General features: G+C 34.8%; 9 protein-coding genes. 1 reads left to right on the forward strand and 8 read right to left on the reverse strand.

Translation table 11 applies throughout. The features are described 5' to 3' along the window. Window positions 1–43 precede the first annotated feature (43 nt). Window positions 44–5,368, reverse strand: coding sequence for a T9SS type A sorting domain-containing protein (locus ABW636_RS16945; RefSeq protein ID WP_367591256.1), 5,325 nt, complete (start codon window positions 5,366–5,368; stop codon window positions 44–46). 351 nt (window positions 5,369–5,719) lie between these two features. Then, window positions 5,720–6,562, reverse strand: coding sequence for a YitT family protein (locus ABW636_RS16950; protein WP_367591257.1), 843 nt, complete (start codon window positions 6,560–6,562; stop codon window positions 5,720–5,722). Between the two features lie 243 nt (window positions 6,563–6,805). On the opposite strand from ABW636_RS16950, the gene ABW636_RS16955 reads away from it, so the two are divergent. Continuing rightward, window positions 6,806–9,052: an APC family permease gene (locus ABW636_RS16955; protein ID WP_367591258.1), complete on the forward strand. Its 2,247-nt coding sequence runs from the start codon at window positions 6,806–6,808 to the stop codon at window positions 9,050–9,052. Window positions 9,053–9,068: 16 nt separating this feature from the next. Here the strand turns inward: ABW636_RS16955 and ABW636_RS16960 are convergent, their stop codons facing one another. The 6 genes from ABW636_RS16960 to ABW636_RS16985 all read right to left on the reverse strand — a co-directional run bounded on the left by ABW636_RS16960 (window position 9,069) and on the right by ABW636_RS16985 (window position 16,538). After that, a complete protein-coding gene (locus tag ABW636_RS16960; protein WP_367591259.1) occupies window positions 9,069–9,557 on the reverse strand; it encodes a hypothetical protein in 489 nt (162 codons plus the stop codon). Between the two features lie 16 nt (window positions 9,558–9,573). Next, the gene (locus tag ABW636_RS16965; RefSeq protein ID WP_367591260.1) at window positions 9,574–10,266 is read right to left on the reverse strand and encodes a helix-turn-helix transcriptional regulator; all 693 of its coding nucleotides are present in this window, start codon (window positions 10,264–10,266) and stop codon (window positions 9,574–9,576) included. A gap of 132 nt (window positions 10,267–10,398) precedes the next feature. Further along, window positions 10,399–10,776, reverse strand: coding sequence for a VOC family protein (locus tag ABW636_RS16970; protein ID WP_367591261.1), 378 nt, complete (start codon window positions 10,774–10,776; stop codon window positions 10,399–10,401). Between the two features lie 240 nt (window positions 10,777–11,016). Beyond that, entirely contained in the window at window positions 11,017–14,265 is a 3,249-nt protein-coding gene (locus tag ABW636_RS16975; RefSeq protein ID WP_367591262.1) for a GEVED domain-containing protein, read from the reverse strand. A 165-nt stretch (window positions 14,266–14,430) separates the two neighbouring features. Next, window positions 14,431–15,723, reverse strand: a complete 1,293-nt coding sequence (locus tag ABW636_RS16980; RefSeq protein WP_367591263.1) for an aspartate aminotransferase family protein — start codon at window positions 15,721–15,723, stop codon at window positions 14,431–14,433. Window positions 15,724–15,776: 53 nt separating this feature from the next. Continuing rightward, entirely contained in the window at window positions 15,777–16,538 is a 762-nt protein-coding gene (locus tag ABW636_RS16985; RefSeq protein WP_367591264.1) for a helix-turn-helix domain-containing protein, read from the reverse strand. Window positions 16,539–16,709: the final 171 nt, after the last annotated feature.

Here is a 16,709-nt window from a genome sequence, read left to right on the forward strand (position 1 = left end):
AATCATTTTTGCAGTAGTATCTTCTGCATTAATCAATATCCGATTATTTTTTTACTATTTTTTTGATCGTAGTGCCTTTGTTAGTTTTAATTTCAACAAAATAGATACCAGATTGTAGTTGAGAAATAGAAAAACTATTTTGAAAAGTAAGCAATACAATTCTACCATGATTGTTATATATAGTAACCCTTTGTAAATTATCCAACGTAATGTTAACCATTTCACTTGTTGGATTTGGATACACTTTTAAAGTATTTAAATTATACAGACTAGAATTGAAATCCTTAATATCGAAACAAGAAGATTTTTTTGTACATCCGTTTACAGTTACCATTACTGCAAAAGAACCATTTTGAGTAACGGTATATGATGGATTTGTTTCTCCAACAATAAGATGATCTTCTTCACAATCATACCATTGATAATTTGCTTCAGGCAAAGCAGGTACAGAAAGTGTTAAAAAATTTCTTGTTATAGTTGTTACTAATTCCATAACATGTATGGTTACATCACTAGAATTTGGACATGTTCCTGCGGTGGTATAAGTAACCGTATATAATCCAGGTGTACTGGCGTTGATATCAATTGTACCCGTATCCTCATCAATACTTAAGCCTGAAGCAGCACTAAAAGTTCCCCCAGCCAAACCAATTATGGTAGGTGTAGGATTGCTTTGATCTTTACAGTATAAACTATTAGCATAGCTAAAACCTGCATCATCCAAAGCTGTAATAGTGATAGTAACATCACTAGAATTTGGACATGTTCCTGCGGTGGTATAAGTAACCGTATATAATCCAGGTGTACTGGCATTAATATCAATTGTACCTGTATCACTATCAATACTTAATCCTGAAGCAGCACTAAAAGTTCCTCCAGCCAAACCAGTTATGGTAGGTGTAGGATTGCTTTGATCTTTACAGTATAAACTATCAGCATAGCTAAAACCTGCATCATCCAAAGCTGTAATAGTGATAGTAACATCACTAGAATTTGGACATGTTCCTGCGGTGGTATAAGTAACCGTATATAATCCAGGTGTACTGGCATTAATATCAATTGTACCCGTATCCTCATCAATACTTAATCCTGAAGCGGCACTAAAAGTTCCGCCACTTAAACCAGTTATGGTAGGTGTAGGATTGCTTTGATCTTTACAGTATAAACCATCAGCATAGCTAAAACCTGCATCATCCAAAGCTGTAATAGTGATAGTAACATCACTAGAATTTGGACATGTTCCTGCGGTGGTATAAGTAACCGTATATAATCCAGGTGTACTGGCATTAATATCAATTGTACCCGTATCCTCATCAATACTTAATCCTGAAGCAGCGCTAAAAGTTCCGCCACTCAAACCAGTTATGGTAGGTGTTGGATTGCTTTGATCTTTACAATACAACGCATCATCATAACTAAAACCTGCATCATCCAAAGCTGTAATAGTGATAGTAACATCACTAGAATTTGGACATGTTCCTGCGGTGGTATAAGTAACTGTATATAATCCAGGTGTACTGGCGTTGATATCAATTGTACCTGTATCCTCATCAATACTTAATCCTGAAGCAGTGCTAAAAGTTCCGCCACTCAAACCAGTTATGGTAGGTGTAGGATTGCTTTGATCTTTACAGTATAAACTATCAGCATAACTAAAACCTGCATCATCCAAAGCTGTAATAGTGATAGTAACATCACTAGCATTTGGACATGTTCCTGCGGTGGTATAAGTAACCGTATATAATCCAGGTATACTGGCGTTGATATCAATTGTACCCGTATCCTCATCAATACTTAAGCCTAAAGCAGCACTAAAAGTTCCTCCACTCAAACCAGTTATGGTAGGTGTAGGATTGCTTTGATCTTTACAGTATAAACTATCAGCATAGCTAAAACCTGCATCATCCAAAGCTGTAATAGTGATAGTAACATCACTAGAATTTGGACATGTTCCTGCGGTGGTATAAGTAACTGTATATAATCCAGGTGTACTGGCGTTGATATCAATTGTACCCGTATCCTCATCAATACTTAATCCTGAAGCAGCACTAAAAGCTCCTCCAGCCAAACCAGTTATGGTAGGTGTAGGATTGCTTTGATCTTTACAGTATAAACTATCAGCATAGCTAAAACCTGCATCATCCAAAGCTGTAATAGTGATAGCAACATCACTAGCATTTGGACATGTTCCTGCGGTGGTATAAGTAACTGTATATAATCCAGGTGTACTGGCATTGATATCAATTGTACCGGTATCACTATCAATACTTAATCCTGAAGCAGCGCTAAAAGTTCCGCCACTTAAACCAGTTATGGTAGGTGTAGGATTGCTTTGATCTTTACAGTATAAACTATCAGCATAGCTAAAACCTGCATCATCCAAAGCTGTAATAGTGATAGTAACATCACTAGAATTTGGACATGTTCCTACTGTAGTATAAGTAACCGTATATAATCCAGGTGTACTGGCGTTGATATCAATTGTACCCGTATCCTCATCAATACTTAATCCTGAAGCAGCACTAAAAGTTCCGCCACTCAAACCAGTTATGGTAGGTGTAGGATTGCTTTGATCTTTACAGTATAAACTATCAGCATAGCTAAAACCTGCATCATCCAAAGCTGTAATAGTGATAGCAACATCACTAGAATTTGGACATGTTCCTGCGGTGGTATAAGTAACTGTATATAATCCAGGTGTACTGGCGTTGATATCAATTGTACCCGTATCACTATCAATACTTAATCCTGAAGCAGTGCTAAAAGTTCCGCCACTTAAACCAGTTATGGTAGGCGTAGGATTATTTTGATTTTTACAATACAACGCATCATCATAACTAAAACCTGCATCATCTAAAGCTGTAATAGTAATAGCAACATTACTAGCATTTGGACATGTTCCTGCGGTGGTATAAGTAACCGTATATAATCCAGGTGTACTGGCATTAATATCAATTGTACCCGTATCACTATCAATACTTAATCCTGAAGCAGCACTAAAAGCTCCTCCAGCCAAACCAGTTATGGTAGGTGTAGGATTGCTTTGATCTTTACAGTATAAACTATCAGCATAGCTAAAACCTGCATCATCTAAAGCTGTAATAGTGATAATAACATCACTAGAATTTGGACATGTTCCTGCGGTGGTATAAGTAACCGTATATAATCCAGGTGTACTGGCGTTGATATCAATTGTACCCGTATCACTATCAATACTTAATCCTGAAGCAGCGCTAAAAGTTCCTCCACTCAAACCAGTTATGGTAGGTGTAGGATTGCTTTGATCTTTACAGTATAAACTATTAGCATAGCTAAAACCTGCATCATCTAAAGCTGTAATAGTGATAGTAACATCACTAGAATTTGGACATGTTCCTGCGGTGGTATAAGTAACCGTATATAATCCAGGTGTACTGGCATTAATATCAATTGTACCCGTATCCTCATCAATACTTAATCCTGAAGCAGCACTAAAAGTTCCGCCACTCAAACCAGTTATGGTAGGTGTAGGATTGCTTTGATCTTTACAGTATAAACCATCAGCATAGCTAAAACCTGCATCATCCAAAGCTGTAATAGTGATAGTAACATCACTAGCATTTGGACATGTTCCTGCGGTGGTATAAGTAACTGTATATAATCCAGGTGTACTGGCATTAATATCAATTGTACCCGTATCACTATCAATACTTAATCCTGAAGCAGTGCTAAAAGTTCCGCCACTTAAACCAGTTATGGTAGGTGTAGGATTGCTTTGATCTTTACAGTATAAACTATCAGCATAGCTAAAACCTGCATCATCCAAAGCTGTAATAGTGATAGTAACATCACTAGAATTTGGACATGTTCCTACTGTAGTATAAGTAACTGTATATAATCCAGGTGTACTGGCGTTGATATCAATTGTACCCGTATCCTCATCAATACTTAATCCAGAAGCAGCACTAAAAGTTCCTCCAGCCAAACCAGTTATGGTAGGTGTAGGATTGCTTTGATCTTTACAGTATAAACTATCAGCATAGCTAAAACCTGCATCATCTACTGTACTTACAGGAATAAAAATTGTTTCACAAGTTGCCGAAGACTCATCTATGCACGATAATAAATCACCATCTTCTGCGCGAATATAGTATGTAGAACCAGGAGCATTGGGTGTGACTTCCAAAGTACCTCCATTAGTTGAAATACTTCCAATAAGTGTTCCTCCACAAGAATCAGAATAGACCCTCCAACTTTTTGCAATATTTAAAGTTCCTGAGATCGTAATGGTAGATGTTTCCCCTTCACAGGTAACCGCAGTTGCATATAGTGTTGGTGTTGATGGGGTTATACAAATAGGGACCTGTCTAAACCAAGCAAATCGAGGTATATTAAAACTTCCTAAAATTGCATCTTTTAAACCATCGCCATCAACATCGCCAAAATCAATAGTAGGATAACTCCCTATTTCACCATTAGTTAGTTCTCCATTAAATAGTTTTTGCGGACCATTTCCAAAATCTGGATTCGTAGGCGTACCAATATTTTCTATCCATCTAACAAATCCGGTATCAATCATAAAAAACATATCATAATCTCCGTCTTTATCAAAATCTTCAAATACGGGTATAGGGACATCCATATTTGAATATGCATCTTCATCATCCCAGGGACTATTCATTTCCGATTGGAGTTCGAAAATAGGGTTATTTATATTTCCAATATTTTTAAAATATGTAAGTTTATCACTACCAAGACAAACCAAATCAAGATCAGTATCATTATCGAGGTCTACAAAACCCATTCCAGGATATTCTGCAATTTCTTTATTTTTTAAGCCAGGAAGACACTCGGGAACAAATTCGAATATGGGAACTTGTGGAGTTCCGACATTTCTATAAAAAAGAATATCGTTATCACGATCTCCTTCATAGTCATAGTCAGTGCCAATAAATAGGTCTAAATCATCATCATTATCAATATCTACTAATTGTGGTCTGTTTTGGTTTCTACTGGTTAAAGGTTTATGAATCCAAATAGTATCTATAGTCGGAATAGAAGCGGCTACCCAATTTGGAGCTGTTGTTGTTCCATTATTCTCAAAATAGTGTATATTACCAGCTTGACTTCCTGAAATAAAATCTAGATCATTATCTCCGTCCAAATCACCTAAAACAGCTGAACGTAAACGACCAAAACTTCTGGGTAAATTAGGTATTTCAGCAACATCAAGTCCTGCTGGTTCGGGCCCAGGGCCTGTAGAGGTCCCATCTATATTTCTTAAAAGTTTTCCTCCTCTAAACTCCCAACTAATATGGTCTGCCTGCGCGGTCAGAAATTGATTCCCCAAAAAAACAAGAAAACAAATACAAACTAGTTTTTTCCCCATTAGACTTTATTTATAGTATTAATTTCTATAACGAATAGAAATTAATACTAAACATGTAAAACAATTTTTTATTGGTCCTATCGAGGAATTACATATTTATTATAATATTCCAAAAACATATATAATTCACGATACTTTTAGGTTTTAAGAGATATCATTTTTAGATAATAGACTATATAATCTAGACTATTAAAAGGTTGCAAAATAAACAATTAAGTTATTCATATACAACAAAATATACAAGTTTTAATGTTTCCTTTACCTAGAAAGAGTTTTGAAAAAGAATTGGAAGACCCAAAATATTTTTCAAATTGTTATAGATAAAAAAATGGATACCTTAATTTTAAAAGGTTAATCCAAAAACTTAGTCCCCAACATTTCTGATGCCTCCATTACGATCATTTTTGCAGTAGTATCTTCTGCATTAATCAATTGTCGTAAAGCATTGAGTCTGTTGGCCGGCACCGTCACAAAAATAACATATTTCTCTTTAGTAAGACTTAGGTTATTACCGTTTACCAACATACCATTTACACCAATTTTTTCATTGATTAATAAACCAATTCTCTCTAGGTTATTGCATGAGGAAATATGAACAATTCGTCCATTAGGACGCCCCGTTAATACTACATCTACCATTTTTGTAGTGGTAAATATGCTAATCATACTCCATAATGCTAATTCGACATTCTTAAAAACAATACCAGTAGCCACAATCACAATTGCATCTAAGATAAGAATAACTGTTCCTGTTTTTAATGAAGTTTTTGAAGTAATAATTCTGGCAATAATAGTTCCTCCTCCAGCAGAACCACCTCCTTTAAAAATAAAACCAATTCCGGTTCCTACAGAAACTCCACCATACAAGGTGGCTAGTAAAGGTTCATTACTTAAAGCATGTAGACCAACAAATTGAGAAAGCACATCTATAAACAAACTAATCAATATGATCGCTATCGTACTTTTTATGGCGAAATATTTTCCTAAATACTTTATACTTATCACTAATATCGGGATGTTTATAATCGCAAATAGAATACCTATAGAGATACTAAATAGATGATTAAAAATAATCGCCAATCCCCCTGTACCACCCATTGCAATACTATTAGGGCTTAAAAAACCTACAACCCCAAATGCCATTAGGGCACAACCAATAATTATAAAAGAGTAATTAAGAAATTCTTTTTTCATTCTATACCGATTCTGGGTACAAAGTTATAACAATCTGTGAGTTGTAACTATAGATACATCATTTCATTTCAAATCATGTGCATATTTTAGGTGTATCATCCAGTCATCTGATCATAAAATATTCGTCATTTATCTTTTATCATTACAGTCATTTTTGTTGAAGTCAGCGTATAACTCTGCTATTTTTCTGCTATCTTTAATACAGCTGTAGTTTTCGACAAATAATAGTTTAACATATCTCTAATGACAGGAAAATCGCGATCATCTCATTCTGCCCATAAATTTGGTACTTTTTTGGGGGTTTATATGCCCAGTATTCTTACCATATTGGGATTGATTATGTATTTGCGTTTTGGTTGGGTTTTGGGTAATCTGGGATTAATCAAAACTATTATCGTTGTTTTGATAGCTAGTTCTATCACTTTTATAACAGGATTAAGCGCATCGGCTATTGCAACTAATATTAAGGTAGGTGTTGGAGGAGAATATTTCATGATTTCTAGAAGCCTAGGATTAGAACCAGGAGGAGCTATTGGTATTCCTTTATACTTATGTAGAACACTAAGTGTTACCTTTTATTGTTACGGTCTTTCTGAAGCAATTTTGGTATTACTACCTAATACAGGGCTGGTACTTCCCTCCTACGCTTTACAATTAATGACTATTGGTTTTATTGTGATTATTACGCTGCTTTCAGGCAAAAGTGCTAAACTGGTATTGCGTTCTCAAATTCCTATTATGATTATCGTAGGTGCTTCTATTCTAGCTTTAGTGATCGGTGTGTTAAGTAATGATATACAAACTCCCATTACAAAAGCGACTTATCTTACTGCTCCCGAAGGGTTTTGGTATGTATTTGCTGTTTTTTTTCCTGCGGTTACTGGTTTTACGGCTGGAGTTGGCATGAGTGGAGACCTAAAAAACCCACAAAAATCAATCCCAAGAGGAACTTTAGGTGCAGTTATATCGGGCGCTATTATCTACCTTATAATCCCTCTTTTATTAGCCATAACAGGAGCACTAACCATCGAACAAATGACAGATCCTGAAGCCGGAGTTACTATATGGACACGCTTAGCGGTTTTTGGACCATGGATTGTATACCCCGCAGTTTGGGGTGCGGTTTTATCCTCTGCATTTGGAAGTATATTAGGTGGACCAAGAATTCTGCAAGCATTATCAATGGATGGTTTGGTTCCTAAATTCTTATCCAAGCTTTCTAAGTCAGGACAACCTACTATTGCCACTTGGATTAGTGGAGCCATTGCTGTAAGTGCTGTCTTTTTGGGTGGACTAAATACAATTGCACAATATGTTTCGGTACTATTTCTCACCTTATATGTTGCCGTAAATATGAGTGCAGCTGTAGAACAATTGATCAAAGAACCCTCGTACCGACCTACCATAAATGTTCCTTGGTATGTTTCTATATCTGGAGCCGTAGCTGCTATGATTGTAATGTGGTTAATTAACCCTCTTGCTTTTGCATTTGCATTAGGACTTGAACTCATCATCTTTGTATATCTTATGAGTAAAAAACTCGAACAACAATGGGGTGACGCTTCGACAGGAATTTGGATGCATTTAGGAAGATATGCCTTACTTAGGCTGAATTCTAAAAAATTACATCCAAGAAATTGGAGACCTATAATTATATTATTCATTCATGATTTAAAGGAACATATCGAACTGGTCAGGTTTACAGAAATGCTTGGGCAAAACAGTGGACTTTTAACCATCTCAAAACTTATTACTCCAGAAGATAAAGAAGAACTTCCGCTACGTAATGAAGTAGCTCATGAAATGCAGAAAGATTTGTATTCTTTCGGTTTACAAGCACTTACAGAAGTACATGTGGTAACAGATCTTAAATATGGTATGAATCAGGTAGCTGCGGGACATGGGCTTGCAGGAATTAAAACCAATACCGTGGTTTTTGGTTGGTCTTCTACAAAAAGTGGTAAAATAAAGGAATTAGAGATTATTGGTGAACTGGCTCGATCTGGTAAAAACATCTTAATTGCTCATATAAACAAACCTTTTCCTAAAAAAGTTAAGAAAAGAATCGATATATGGTGGCGTGGACAAGAAAATAATGGGGATCTAATGGTTCTACTCGCCTACTTGATTCAACTTAATAATAAATGGAAGAAGTCTATTATTCGTATATTTTCTGTTACTCATTCTGAAAAAGAAAAGCAAATTCTGGAACATCATATTCGTTTCTCAATTCGAGAAGCTCGAATTGATGCCAAAGTCATTGTAATTTTAGCAAAACCAAAAGAGAACGCTTTAGATATATTGCTTGTAAAAAGTAAAAATGTAGACTTAGTCTTTTTAGGCCTAACTAAAGAAAACAATCTAATTGACGAACATGTGTTATTTATAGATAAGATTTTATCTAAATTGAATCGAGCAGTACTGGTACAAAATAACGGTATGAAGAGTGAGATTCCTGTCATTTTTGATCCGAACACTTCAAAAGAATAACTATTTATAGTTTACACTAAAAAGCACATTTATCTGGTTGAGGAGCAACTGTAGCTAGATTTTCTGCGAATCCATTTTCAAGTATAGTTTCCTTAAATCCACCACTAACAGATCCAATAAAGGCCTTAATCCCATAACCCGAAGTGTTCATATGAGCTCTCACAATAACAACCTGATCACTAGGAATATCTATCGTTCCTCCCGACCTAACAAAAGGTTGTTCATTGACATGGCTGTGTCCTAGGATTCTACGATATAAAAGTGTTCCATCTTCTTTTACTACCTCCCACCAATTTGCATATTGACTACATCCCGTATCTGGACTAGAAATACCCACGCTAAAGGTATAATTATTCTCTGTTCCTGATGAAGCTACACTTACTATACTTGCCATTTCTTCATTAGAAGCGACGTTATCAACTTCATCATTTGACAATGAATCATTAGTGTCAGCAGAACACGAAATGGTGGTTAGCATTAGAAATAGATTTAGTACTATTTTCATGGTTTCTATAATTATATTATTTGTCCTTATAAGGGGACATTTCAAAATACTTTTTTAAACTAAACTTTTTGTCTTCGAATTGTTCTCCCAAAACTACAAATTGTTGGATTCTATCAATTCGAAAAGCTCTAATATCACTTCGCAAATGACAAAAGGCAATCAAAATCCATTTATTATTAGTTCCATACATAGCATAAGGTTCTATTTTCCTATAAGAAGCAACAGTATCATCTACCTTTTGATATGCAATTTCAATGTAGTTAAAATTGGTAATGGCTAATTGGATTTCGGATAAGATATTGCTCGTGCATTCTTCGTACTCCCAGTTAAACACATGTATTTTATCACTTAGTAGCTCACTTTTTTCTTGAACCGATGTTTTAAAAACAGATTTTATTTTGGTGAGTACCTCATTAAAATCATTTACAAAAGAAATATCTTTTGATTGATTAATAATATGTGCTGCAGTAATAAGTGCATTGGCTTCTTTTTCTGTAAATTGTACTGGAGCAACCGTATAATTATCTACCAAACTATATCCTCTTCCTTCTATAGAATACACAGGTACTCCTGCTTCCTCTAATTTACGTATATCCCTATAAATTGTTCTGATACTAACATTATACTTTGTAGCCAATTCTGTTGCTGTTAACAGTCTTTTTGACTTTAACAATGTAAGTATCGATATGAGTCTTGATAATTGTGACATATAAAACAAAAATAGCGAACCCTTATCAGGATTCGCTAAGGTATTATTTTGAATTAAAATTGGCTAATGTTTTTAATTTCTTTGAATTGATGAATATACCATTAAAAAAAACAGCTCATAAATTACAAATAGTTACTGCATCGAATGAAGCGCTACGCGATTTCCTTCGGTATCGATAAATTGAGCTATGAATCCGTTTTCATCGATATCTGTTTTTTTCATCACTATATTTCCACCGGCTTTCGCTACTCTTGATAAAGGAATACTTAAGTCATCTCCTCCGTTTAGGTAAACTGTAGATCCGTCTTTAGAAGGGTTTATTCCTTCCATTTGAACAATTGCCCCTCCTACTTTGTTATTTTCCATATCATATGGAAAAATTCCGTATTTAATTTTTTTCTCTTCCATGTGATGATCTGTAATGGTGGCTCCTAAAATTTCTGAATAGAATTTCTTTGCTCTTTCATAATCACTTACCGGAATCTCAAACCAATTAACTGCGTTTTTCATTTTTATAATATTTTAAATTGTTAGTAATACTGCAAATTTATTTGGGTTGGTGACAGAGTATGTCAGGGGTGTATTTTTATTCGAAATAATTGTAGTTAACCCCAACAAATTAAAATTAAATAACCGTGTTAATTACTGACTATATATACTTTAAAGATCTATTTTAAAAACAAAAAAAATCCCGGTAAATTGTACTATTTACCGGGATTAACAAATTACATACTATTAGTTAAACTTAAACTATTTTTCTCCTTTAACTATACTTAATATCTCTGTTTTAGTATTGGTTTGTATTTTCATAAAATAAGTTCCTGATTTCAGGCTACCAACTTCATTCATGGTTATTATTTCTGTATTTTTTTGGTATTCTTTTCGGGCAATTACTTTCCCCGTTATATCAACAATTCTCACAGTAACTTTACCATCATTATCTAAGTTTGAAATATCAAGTGTTATAGAATTCGTAAACGGGTTAGGATACACCATACTTCTGGTGGTTACGATATCTGACTTACCCGCTGTTATACCTCCACTTACTACCAGTGAATAATCTTCATACTCCCCATAACGTGCATCATTAGTTCCTGTATCACAAGGGTTATTTTCATTATCATAGTAGGAAACTAACAAACGCATTCTAGTCGTACCATTTTTGGCAGTTTGTGGTACGGTAATCGATATTTCTCCCGTAAGGTTGGTGGTTTTAGTTACTTCGAAAAATTCTCCCGCATCCTCAAAATCACCGTCAATATTCCAATCGATCCAAGCATATATCTCATCGGTAGATCCTCCTTGATACCCAATAATAGTTACATTTAAATTATAACTTGTTCCTGCACTTACATTTCCTGAAACAGTAATAAAATCATCATATCCCGATGCGTTTCTTACTGAAGCATTATTAATTCCTGCAAAAGTAACATTAGATACTCCTTCTGGGCCTGCATTTCCTGTTGCCGAGCAATAAGTAACATCTATTGGACATGGGTTAGGACAAGATCCACCACAATCTATACCCGTTTCATCTCCATTTTGGATTCCATCTGTACAGGACGGTTCTGCTATGCAAGGTTCACAAGATCCTCCACAATCAATACCCGTCTCATCTCCGTTCTGTATACCATCATTACAGGTTGGGGCATCTCCTCCAATATAAATCGTATAGTCTTCTACTTCTCCATAGGTAATCGTTCCACAAGCACTATCCCCATCACTTGCATTATATCCCACAACTACTCGCATTCTAACATTTGTTCCTCCTACCGCATTAGCAGGGACATTGATAACAGATTCTCGTACCGTTCCACTTGGTGCAGTAGTGATACTATACTTCTCTCCTGGGTCATTAAAATCCTTATTCAAGTTCCAGTCAAACCAAGCGTATACTTCATTATTAGCCCCTCCCTGATATCCAACAATAGTTACCCTAAGATTTACAGAAGTTCCTGGGTCTACATTACCCTGAATAGCAGTAAAATCTTCATATCCGGTAGTACTATTAGATGAACTATTATTGATTCCTGCAAAAGTTACATTGGCAATCGAATCTTCTCCAGTATTTGTACCATTCATACTACAATAATCATTTCCTATATCACTCTCTGTAGTTACATTTACCGTATTGCTAAACCCTGATTCATTTCCTGCAGCATCTTTGGCCTTTACCCTAAACTGGTAAGCAGTATTTGCCGTTAAACCGGTAACGGTATAGTTAGTACTGGTTACTGTTGTAATCACATTACTACCTTGGTATATATCATACCCTGTTACTGCTACGTTATCTGTAGATGCAGTCCAGTTGAGATTTAAACTGGTTTGCGCAATATTGGATGCCGCCAATCCGATAGGCGTACTTGGAGCTTCGGTATCCTGGCTAGTTACTGATGAGATATCTGCCAAAAAGCCTTCTTGCCTGTTAGATACATTAGTATGAAAATAAAAGGTAAGGGCTCCCTGGGCATTTGTTGCTGTTATAGTTCCTGGTGAATTACTAGCACAGTACGTCCCTATCAAAGGAGAACTGTCATTTGGTCCATCATATATTTTTAGAAAATCATTTTCTAGGGGTGCACCACAGGTTCCTTCATTAAACAGTCTAAATGTGGTGAAGTTAGCACTAATCTTAGCACCGCTAGTCTTAGGTAATAATGTTAAGGTATGATCTTCTCTAACAGAATAACGACCATCGAATGCATCATCATACAATTTACCTTGATCTATTACTAAGGTATTATCATGCATATAAATATTAGTGCTCACATTTACATAATTCTTCTTAACTACTCTATTGCTTGACGATCCATTACTTACTGTTAATGTTACATCATAAACTCCCGCTGTATTGTATGTTATATCAGGAGGAGTTTTTCCATTATGGCTATCGGGAGTTCCTCCTGGAAATGACCATGCCCAACTAGTTATATTTCCTACCTCTGCTTCAGATTTTTCATCAAAACTAATACTTCCTCCTGGAGTTGTAAAGTTTTTATCGATCGAGAACAGTGCACTTACTGGCTGCCCAATTACTCCTGTTGCGGTTAGGTTTTGGGTGGTAGATAAATTATTTCTGCTACTTGCAGAGCCATTAAGAGCAGCTACCATTCTGGCTTTTTGTCCTTCTGTAAACATAACGGTACAGTCTCCATAGTCCATATAGTTTTGACGATTCGCCAAAGTACCACACGGTGCGTCTGTAAGGTTACACCCAGATCCTGTTGTACAAGGAGGAGTATCTGATACATTATCACCATTACCACTACATCCACCGTTAAATGTATGATTTAAATTGGCCCAATGACCAATTTCATGTGTCATAATCTTGTAATGGGTGGGCGTTGCAGTACCTGTTCTTCCTACCGCCCAATGAGACGAAACAACACCATCAAAAGTTTCATTCACACCGGGTAAATACGCCCATGCAGAACCACTTTCTAATCCTGCCGCTCTTAAAACATATACATTAAGGTATTTGTCTCGGGGCCATCTATATTTATTTTTCATAGCTCCTTCACCTCCATTTGTTTGGTTGGTATTTGCTTTATCCAAATTACGAGTAATTCCATCGGTTGGATTTCCATTAGGATCCAAACGTGCCAGTACAAACTTAAAACCAACATCTGCATACAGGTTTTTAAAAGCAGGAACCACAGACTCACGATCCAAATCTTGACCATTAAAGTCTTCATTTATTAATTCTACTGCTTCCTGAATTTGGGAATCGGTAACATTTTCTGCTCCTCCACCATGTACTATATGAAATACAATAGGGATGGTATGTGTTACAGGTAATTTCTGATAGCCATTAATTTTGTTTTGCTTTAAAAATTCTTTTTCCTGAATTTCTCTCGCTAACTTCATTTTTGGATATTTCTTATCAAGTTTTTCTTGTGCCTGATTACTTTGGCATTTATCGGATGTGGTAACCGATTGCGCGAATGAGTTTGCATGCCAAATTAAAAGGCATAGCAAAATTTTAAATATGTTATTCATAATTAATCAAATTTGTGTAAATAGTTACTATGAATGTAAGAACTATTGTAGGATTAATTACATAGTATTCTATCAAATATATTGTATTATATTACCTAAAAATGAGAGGTTTATACAAATTTTAAGAGTAATATTTCCCCTTATGAGTAATAAAGGTAACTACTGCTACTTGATACAATTTTGTATGGATGCGTCAAGTATGGTAATTCCAAGATCTATTTCTTCTAGGCTTATTGTTAAAGGGGGAGCAATTCTAAAAACACTTCCGTATCCTTTCATTCTAACAATATTCATATTTAAACCTAATTCTAAGCATTTATTACATATATTTTGGCCTAAAATATCATCTGGTATTTTGGTTTCTCTATCCTTTACAATTTCTACACCTAACAAAAGTCCTTTTCCTCTTACATCACCTATGCATTCATACTTTTGTTGCAATTTCATTAATTGCTCTTTTAAATACTTTCCTTTTTCTAAAGCCTTATTGGCAAGTTCTTCTTCATATAAAATTTCAAAAGCTGTTAAACCAAAACTGGCACAAAATGGATCAGATACATGAGAGGTGATATAGGCAAACCCTTTTTCATAACATTTTTCTTCTATAGCTTTTGTCGTTACCATAGCTGCTAGAGGCAGTCCTCCTCCAAGTGTTTTTGATAGCGTTAAAAAATCTGGAACTACATCATCATATTGCTCAAAAGCAAAAGTTTTACCAAGCCTTCCCAATGCTGTTTGCGCTTCATCAAATATTAATAATAACCCCCGTTCTTCACATAATTCCTTTAATCTTTTTACGTAGTCTGGTTTTAACTCAATCATTCCGGCAGCGCTTAATAAAGGCTCTGCAATCAAAGCAGCATAGGCTCCCATAGATTGTTGATCACACATTTTCATTCCAACTTCTAAACATGTATGATCACAACTACCTTTACAATGTGCTATTGGGCATCGATATTCATAAGGGGCAGGAATCATTAAACTTCCAGGAATAACAGGGCCATATCCTTTACGAGTCTTTGAATAAGTATAAGATTGTGCACCAGCAGTCATGCCATGCCAAGAGCCTGAAAAGGCAATAACTTCAAATCCTCCAGTTACAAGTTTTGCCATTCTTATAGCTACTTCATTAGATTCTGAACCTGTATTTAGAAAGATACATTTGGATAAACTATCAGGTAATTCTCCTATCAGCTTTTTAGAAAGTTCGATAACGGGTGGAGACAGAATAGCACTTAATAAATGAATTGCACTATCTCCTGACTTTTTAAGTATTTCTACAAATTTTGGGTGATTATGCCCAAAAACAGCGCACATTTGCCCAGAGGTAAAATCAAGAACTGCATTTCCTTTCTTATCATAAATATAGCTTCCAAAAGCTTTTTCTGCTATAAACTCAGAAAATTCACCACAATATCGTATTAGTCCTTTTCGTGCTTCTATTATTTGATCTTGCATGACTTTTATTTTTATGCAAGTACATTTAATATTATATCATAAAATTGTATAATTCAATCATTTTTAACCAAATCGGCATATCTTTTAGGATTCATTCCTACATTAATCTTGAAGTATTTATTAAAATGACTTTGATCAAAAAAACCTGTATCAAATGCGATACTTGTAAAACGATCTCTGGTTTTTATATACTCTTTGGCTTTCTCTATTCGTAAATTTTGTAAATATCGAGATGCAGAAATCCCAATATTTAATTTAAACAATCGCTGAAAGTGACTTTCGCTTAAATGCGATAAATCAGAGAGTTCTTTAACTAAAATAGGACGATTATAATTATTTTCTAAATGAATCAATACCTTTTTAAAAATAATCTTTGGCTGCGTTAAACTTGTATTATTAGTCATTAAAAAACGTCTAAATATCTTTGGCACTTTAGTTTCATCCAATTTATTTGTAGTACTAATTAGATTATTATTTTTATCTGCTTTTATAGAATCATACCAATTATTAAAATGATACTTATACGAATAACAATTTTTGACTATTGTTACCCCTAATTGATTAGTTGAGATCATATTAAAGCTATGCAATATGGGCACCCTAATTACCTTATAGTGAAAAAAGTTTTCTACAAATGTTTGATGTGCTACATAAGGAGGGATTACGACCAAATCACCAGCTTTTAATACTAGTAAAGAATTATTACATAAAAGATTGGATTCTCCTTTTAATACATATGAAAATGTATACCTATCTGGATGCAAATGCAACGGGAAGTAATGTTTTTTATCCAAATATAGTGCAGCACATTCCATTTTATAGAGAATAAGATTTTTAAAGTTATAAAAAAATGATTATTTCTTTAAAAAGAATATCTTAATAAACTAAAAAGAATGACAACTGTTGTTGAATTTCATTTTGTCTTTAAAAACATCGAATACATAAAATCTGCTTTTGTATACTAGTGCTTTTTACATCAAAAACCT

The organism is Aquimarina discodermiae, assembly GCF_040786235.1.
In the GTDB taxonomy this organism is placed as follows: Bacteria; Bacteroidota; Bacteroidia; order Flavobacteriales; family Flavobacteriaceae; genus Aquimarina.

Coding starts and splice junctions, on each gene's coding strand:
- ABW636_RS16950 (WP_367591257.1), bottom strand. CDS start 6,562: ATGAAAAAAGAATTTCTTAATTACTCTTTTATAATTATTGGTTGTGCC.
- ABW636_RS16980 (WP_367591263.1), bottom strand. CDS start 15,723: ATGCAAGATCAAATAATAGAAGCACGAAAAGGACTAATACGATATTGT.
- ABW636_RS16960 (WP_367591259.1), bottom strand. CDS start 9,557: ATGAAAATAGTACTAAATCTATTTCTAATGCTAACCACCATTTCGTGT.
- ABW636_RS16975 (WP_367591262.1), bottom strand. CDS start 14,265: ATGAATAACATATTTAAAATTTTGCTATGCCTTTTAATTTGGCATGCA.
- ABW636_RS16965 (WP_367591260.1), bottom strand. CDS start 10,266: ATGTCACAATTATCAAGACTCATATCGATACTTACATTGTTAAAGTCA.
- ABW636_RS16985 (WP_367591264.1), bottom strand. CDS start 16,538: ATGGAATGTGCTGCACTATATTTGGATAAAAAACATTACTTCCCGTTG.
- ABW636_RS16970 (WP_367591261.1), bottom strand. CDS start 10,776: ATGAAAAACGCAGTTAATTGGTTTGAGATTCCGGTAAGTGATTATGAA.
- ABW636_RS16945 (WP_367591256.1), bottom strand. CDS start 5,368: ATGGGGAAAAAACTAGTTTGTATTTGTTTTCTTGTTTTTTTGGGGAAT.
- ABW636_RS16955 (WP_367591258.1), top strand. CDS start 6,806: ATGACAGGAAAATCGCGATCATCTCATTCTGCCCATAAATTTGGTACT.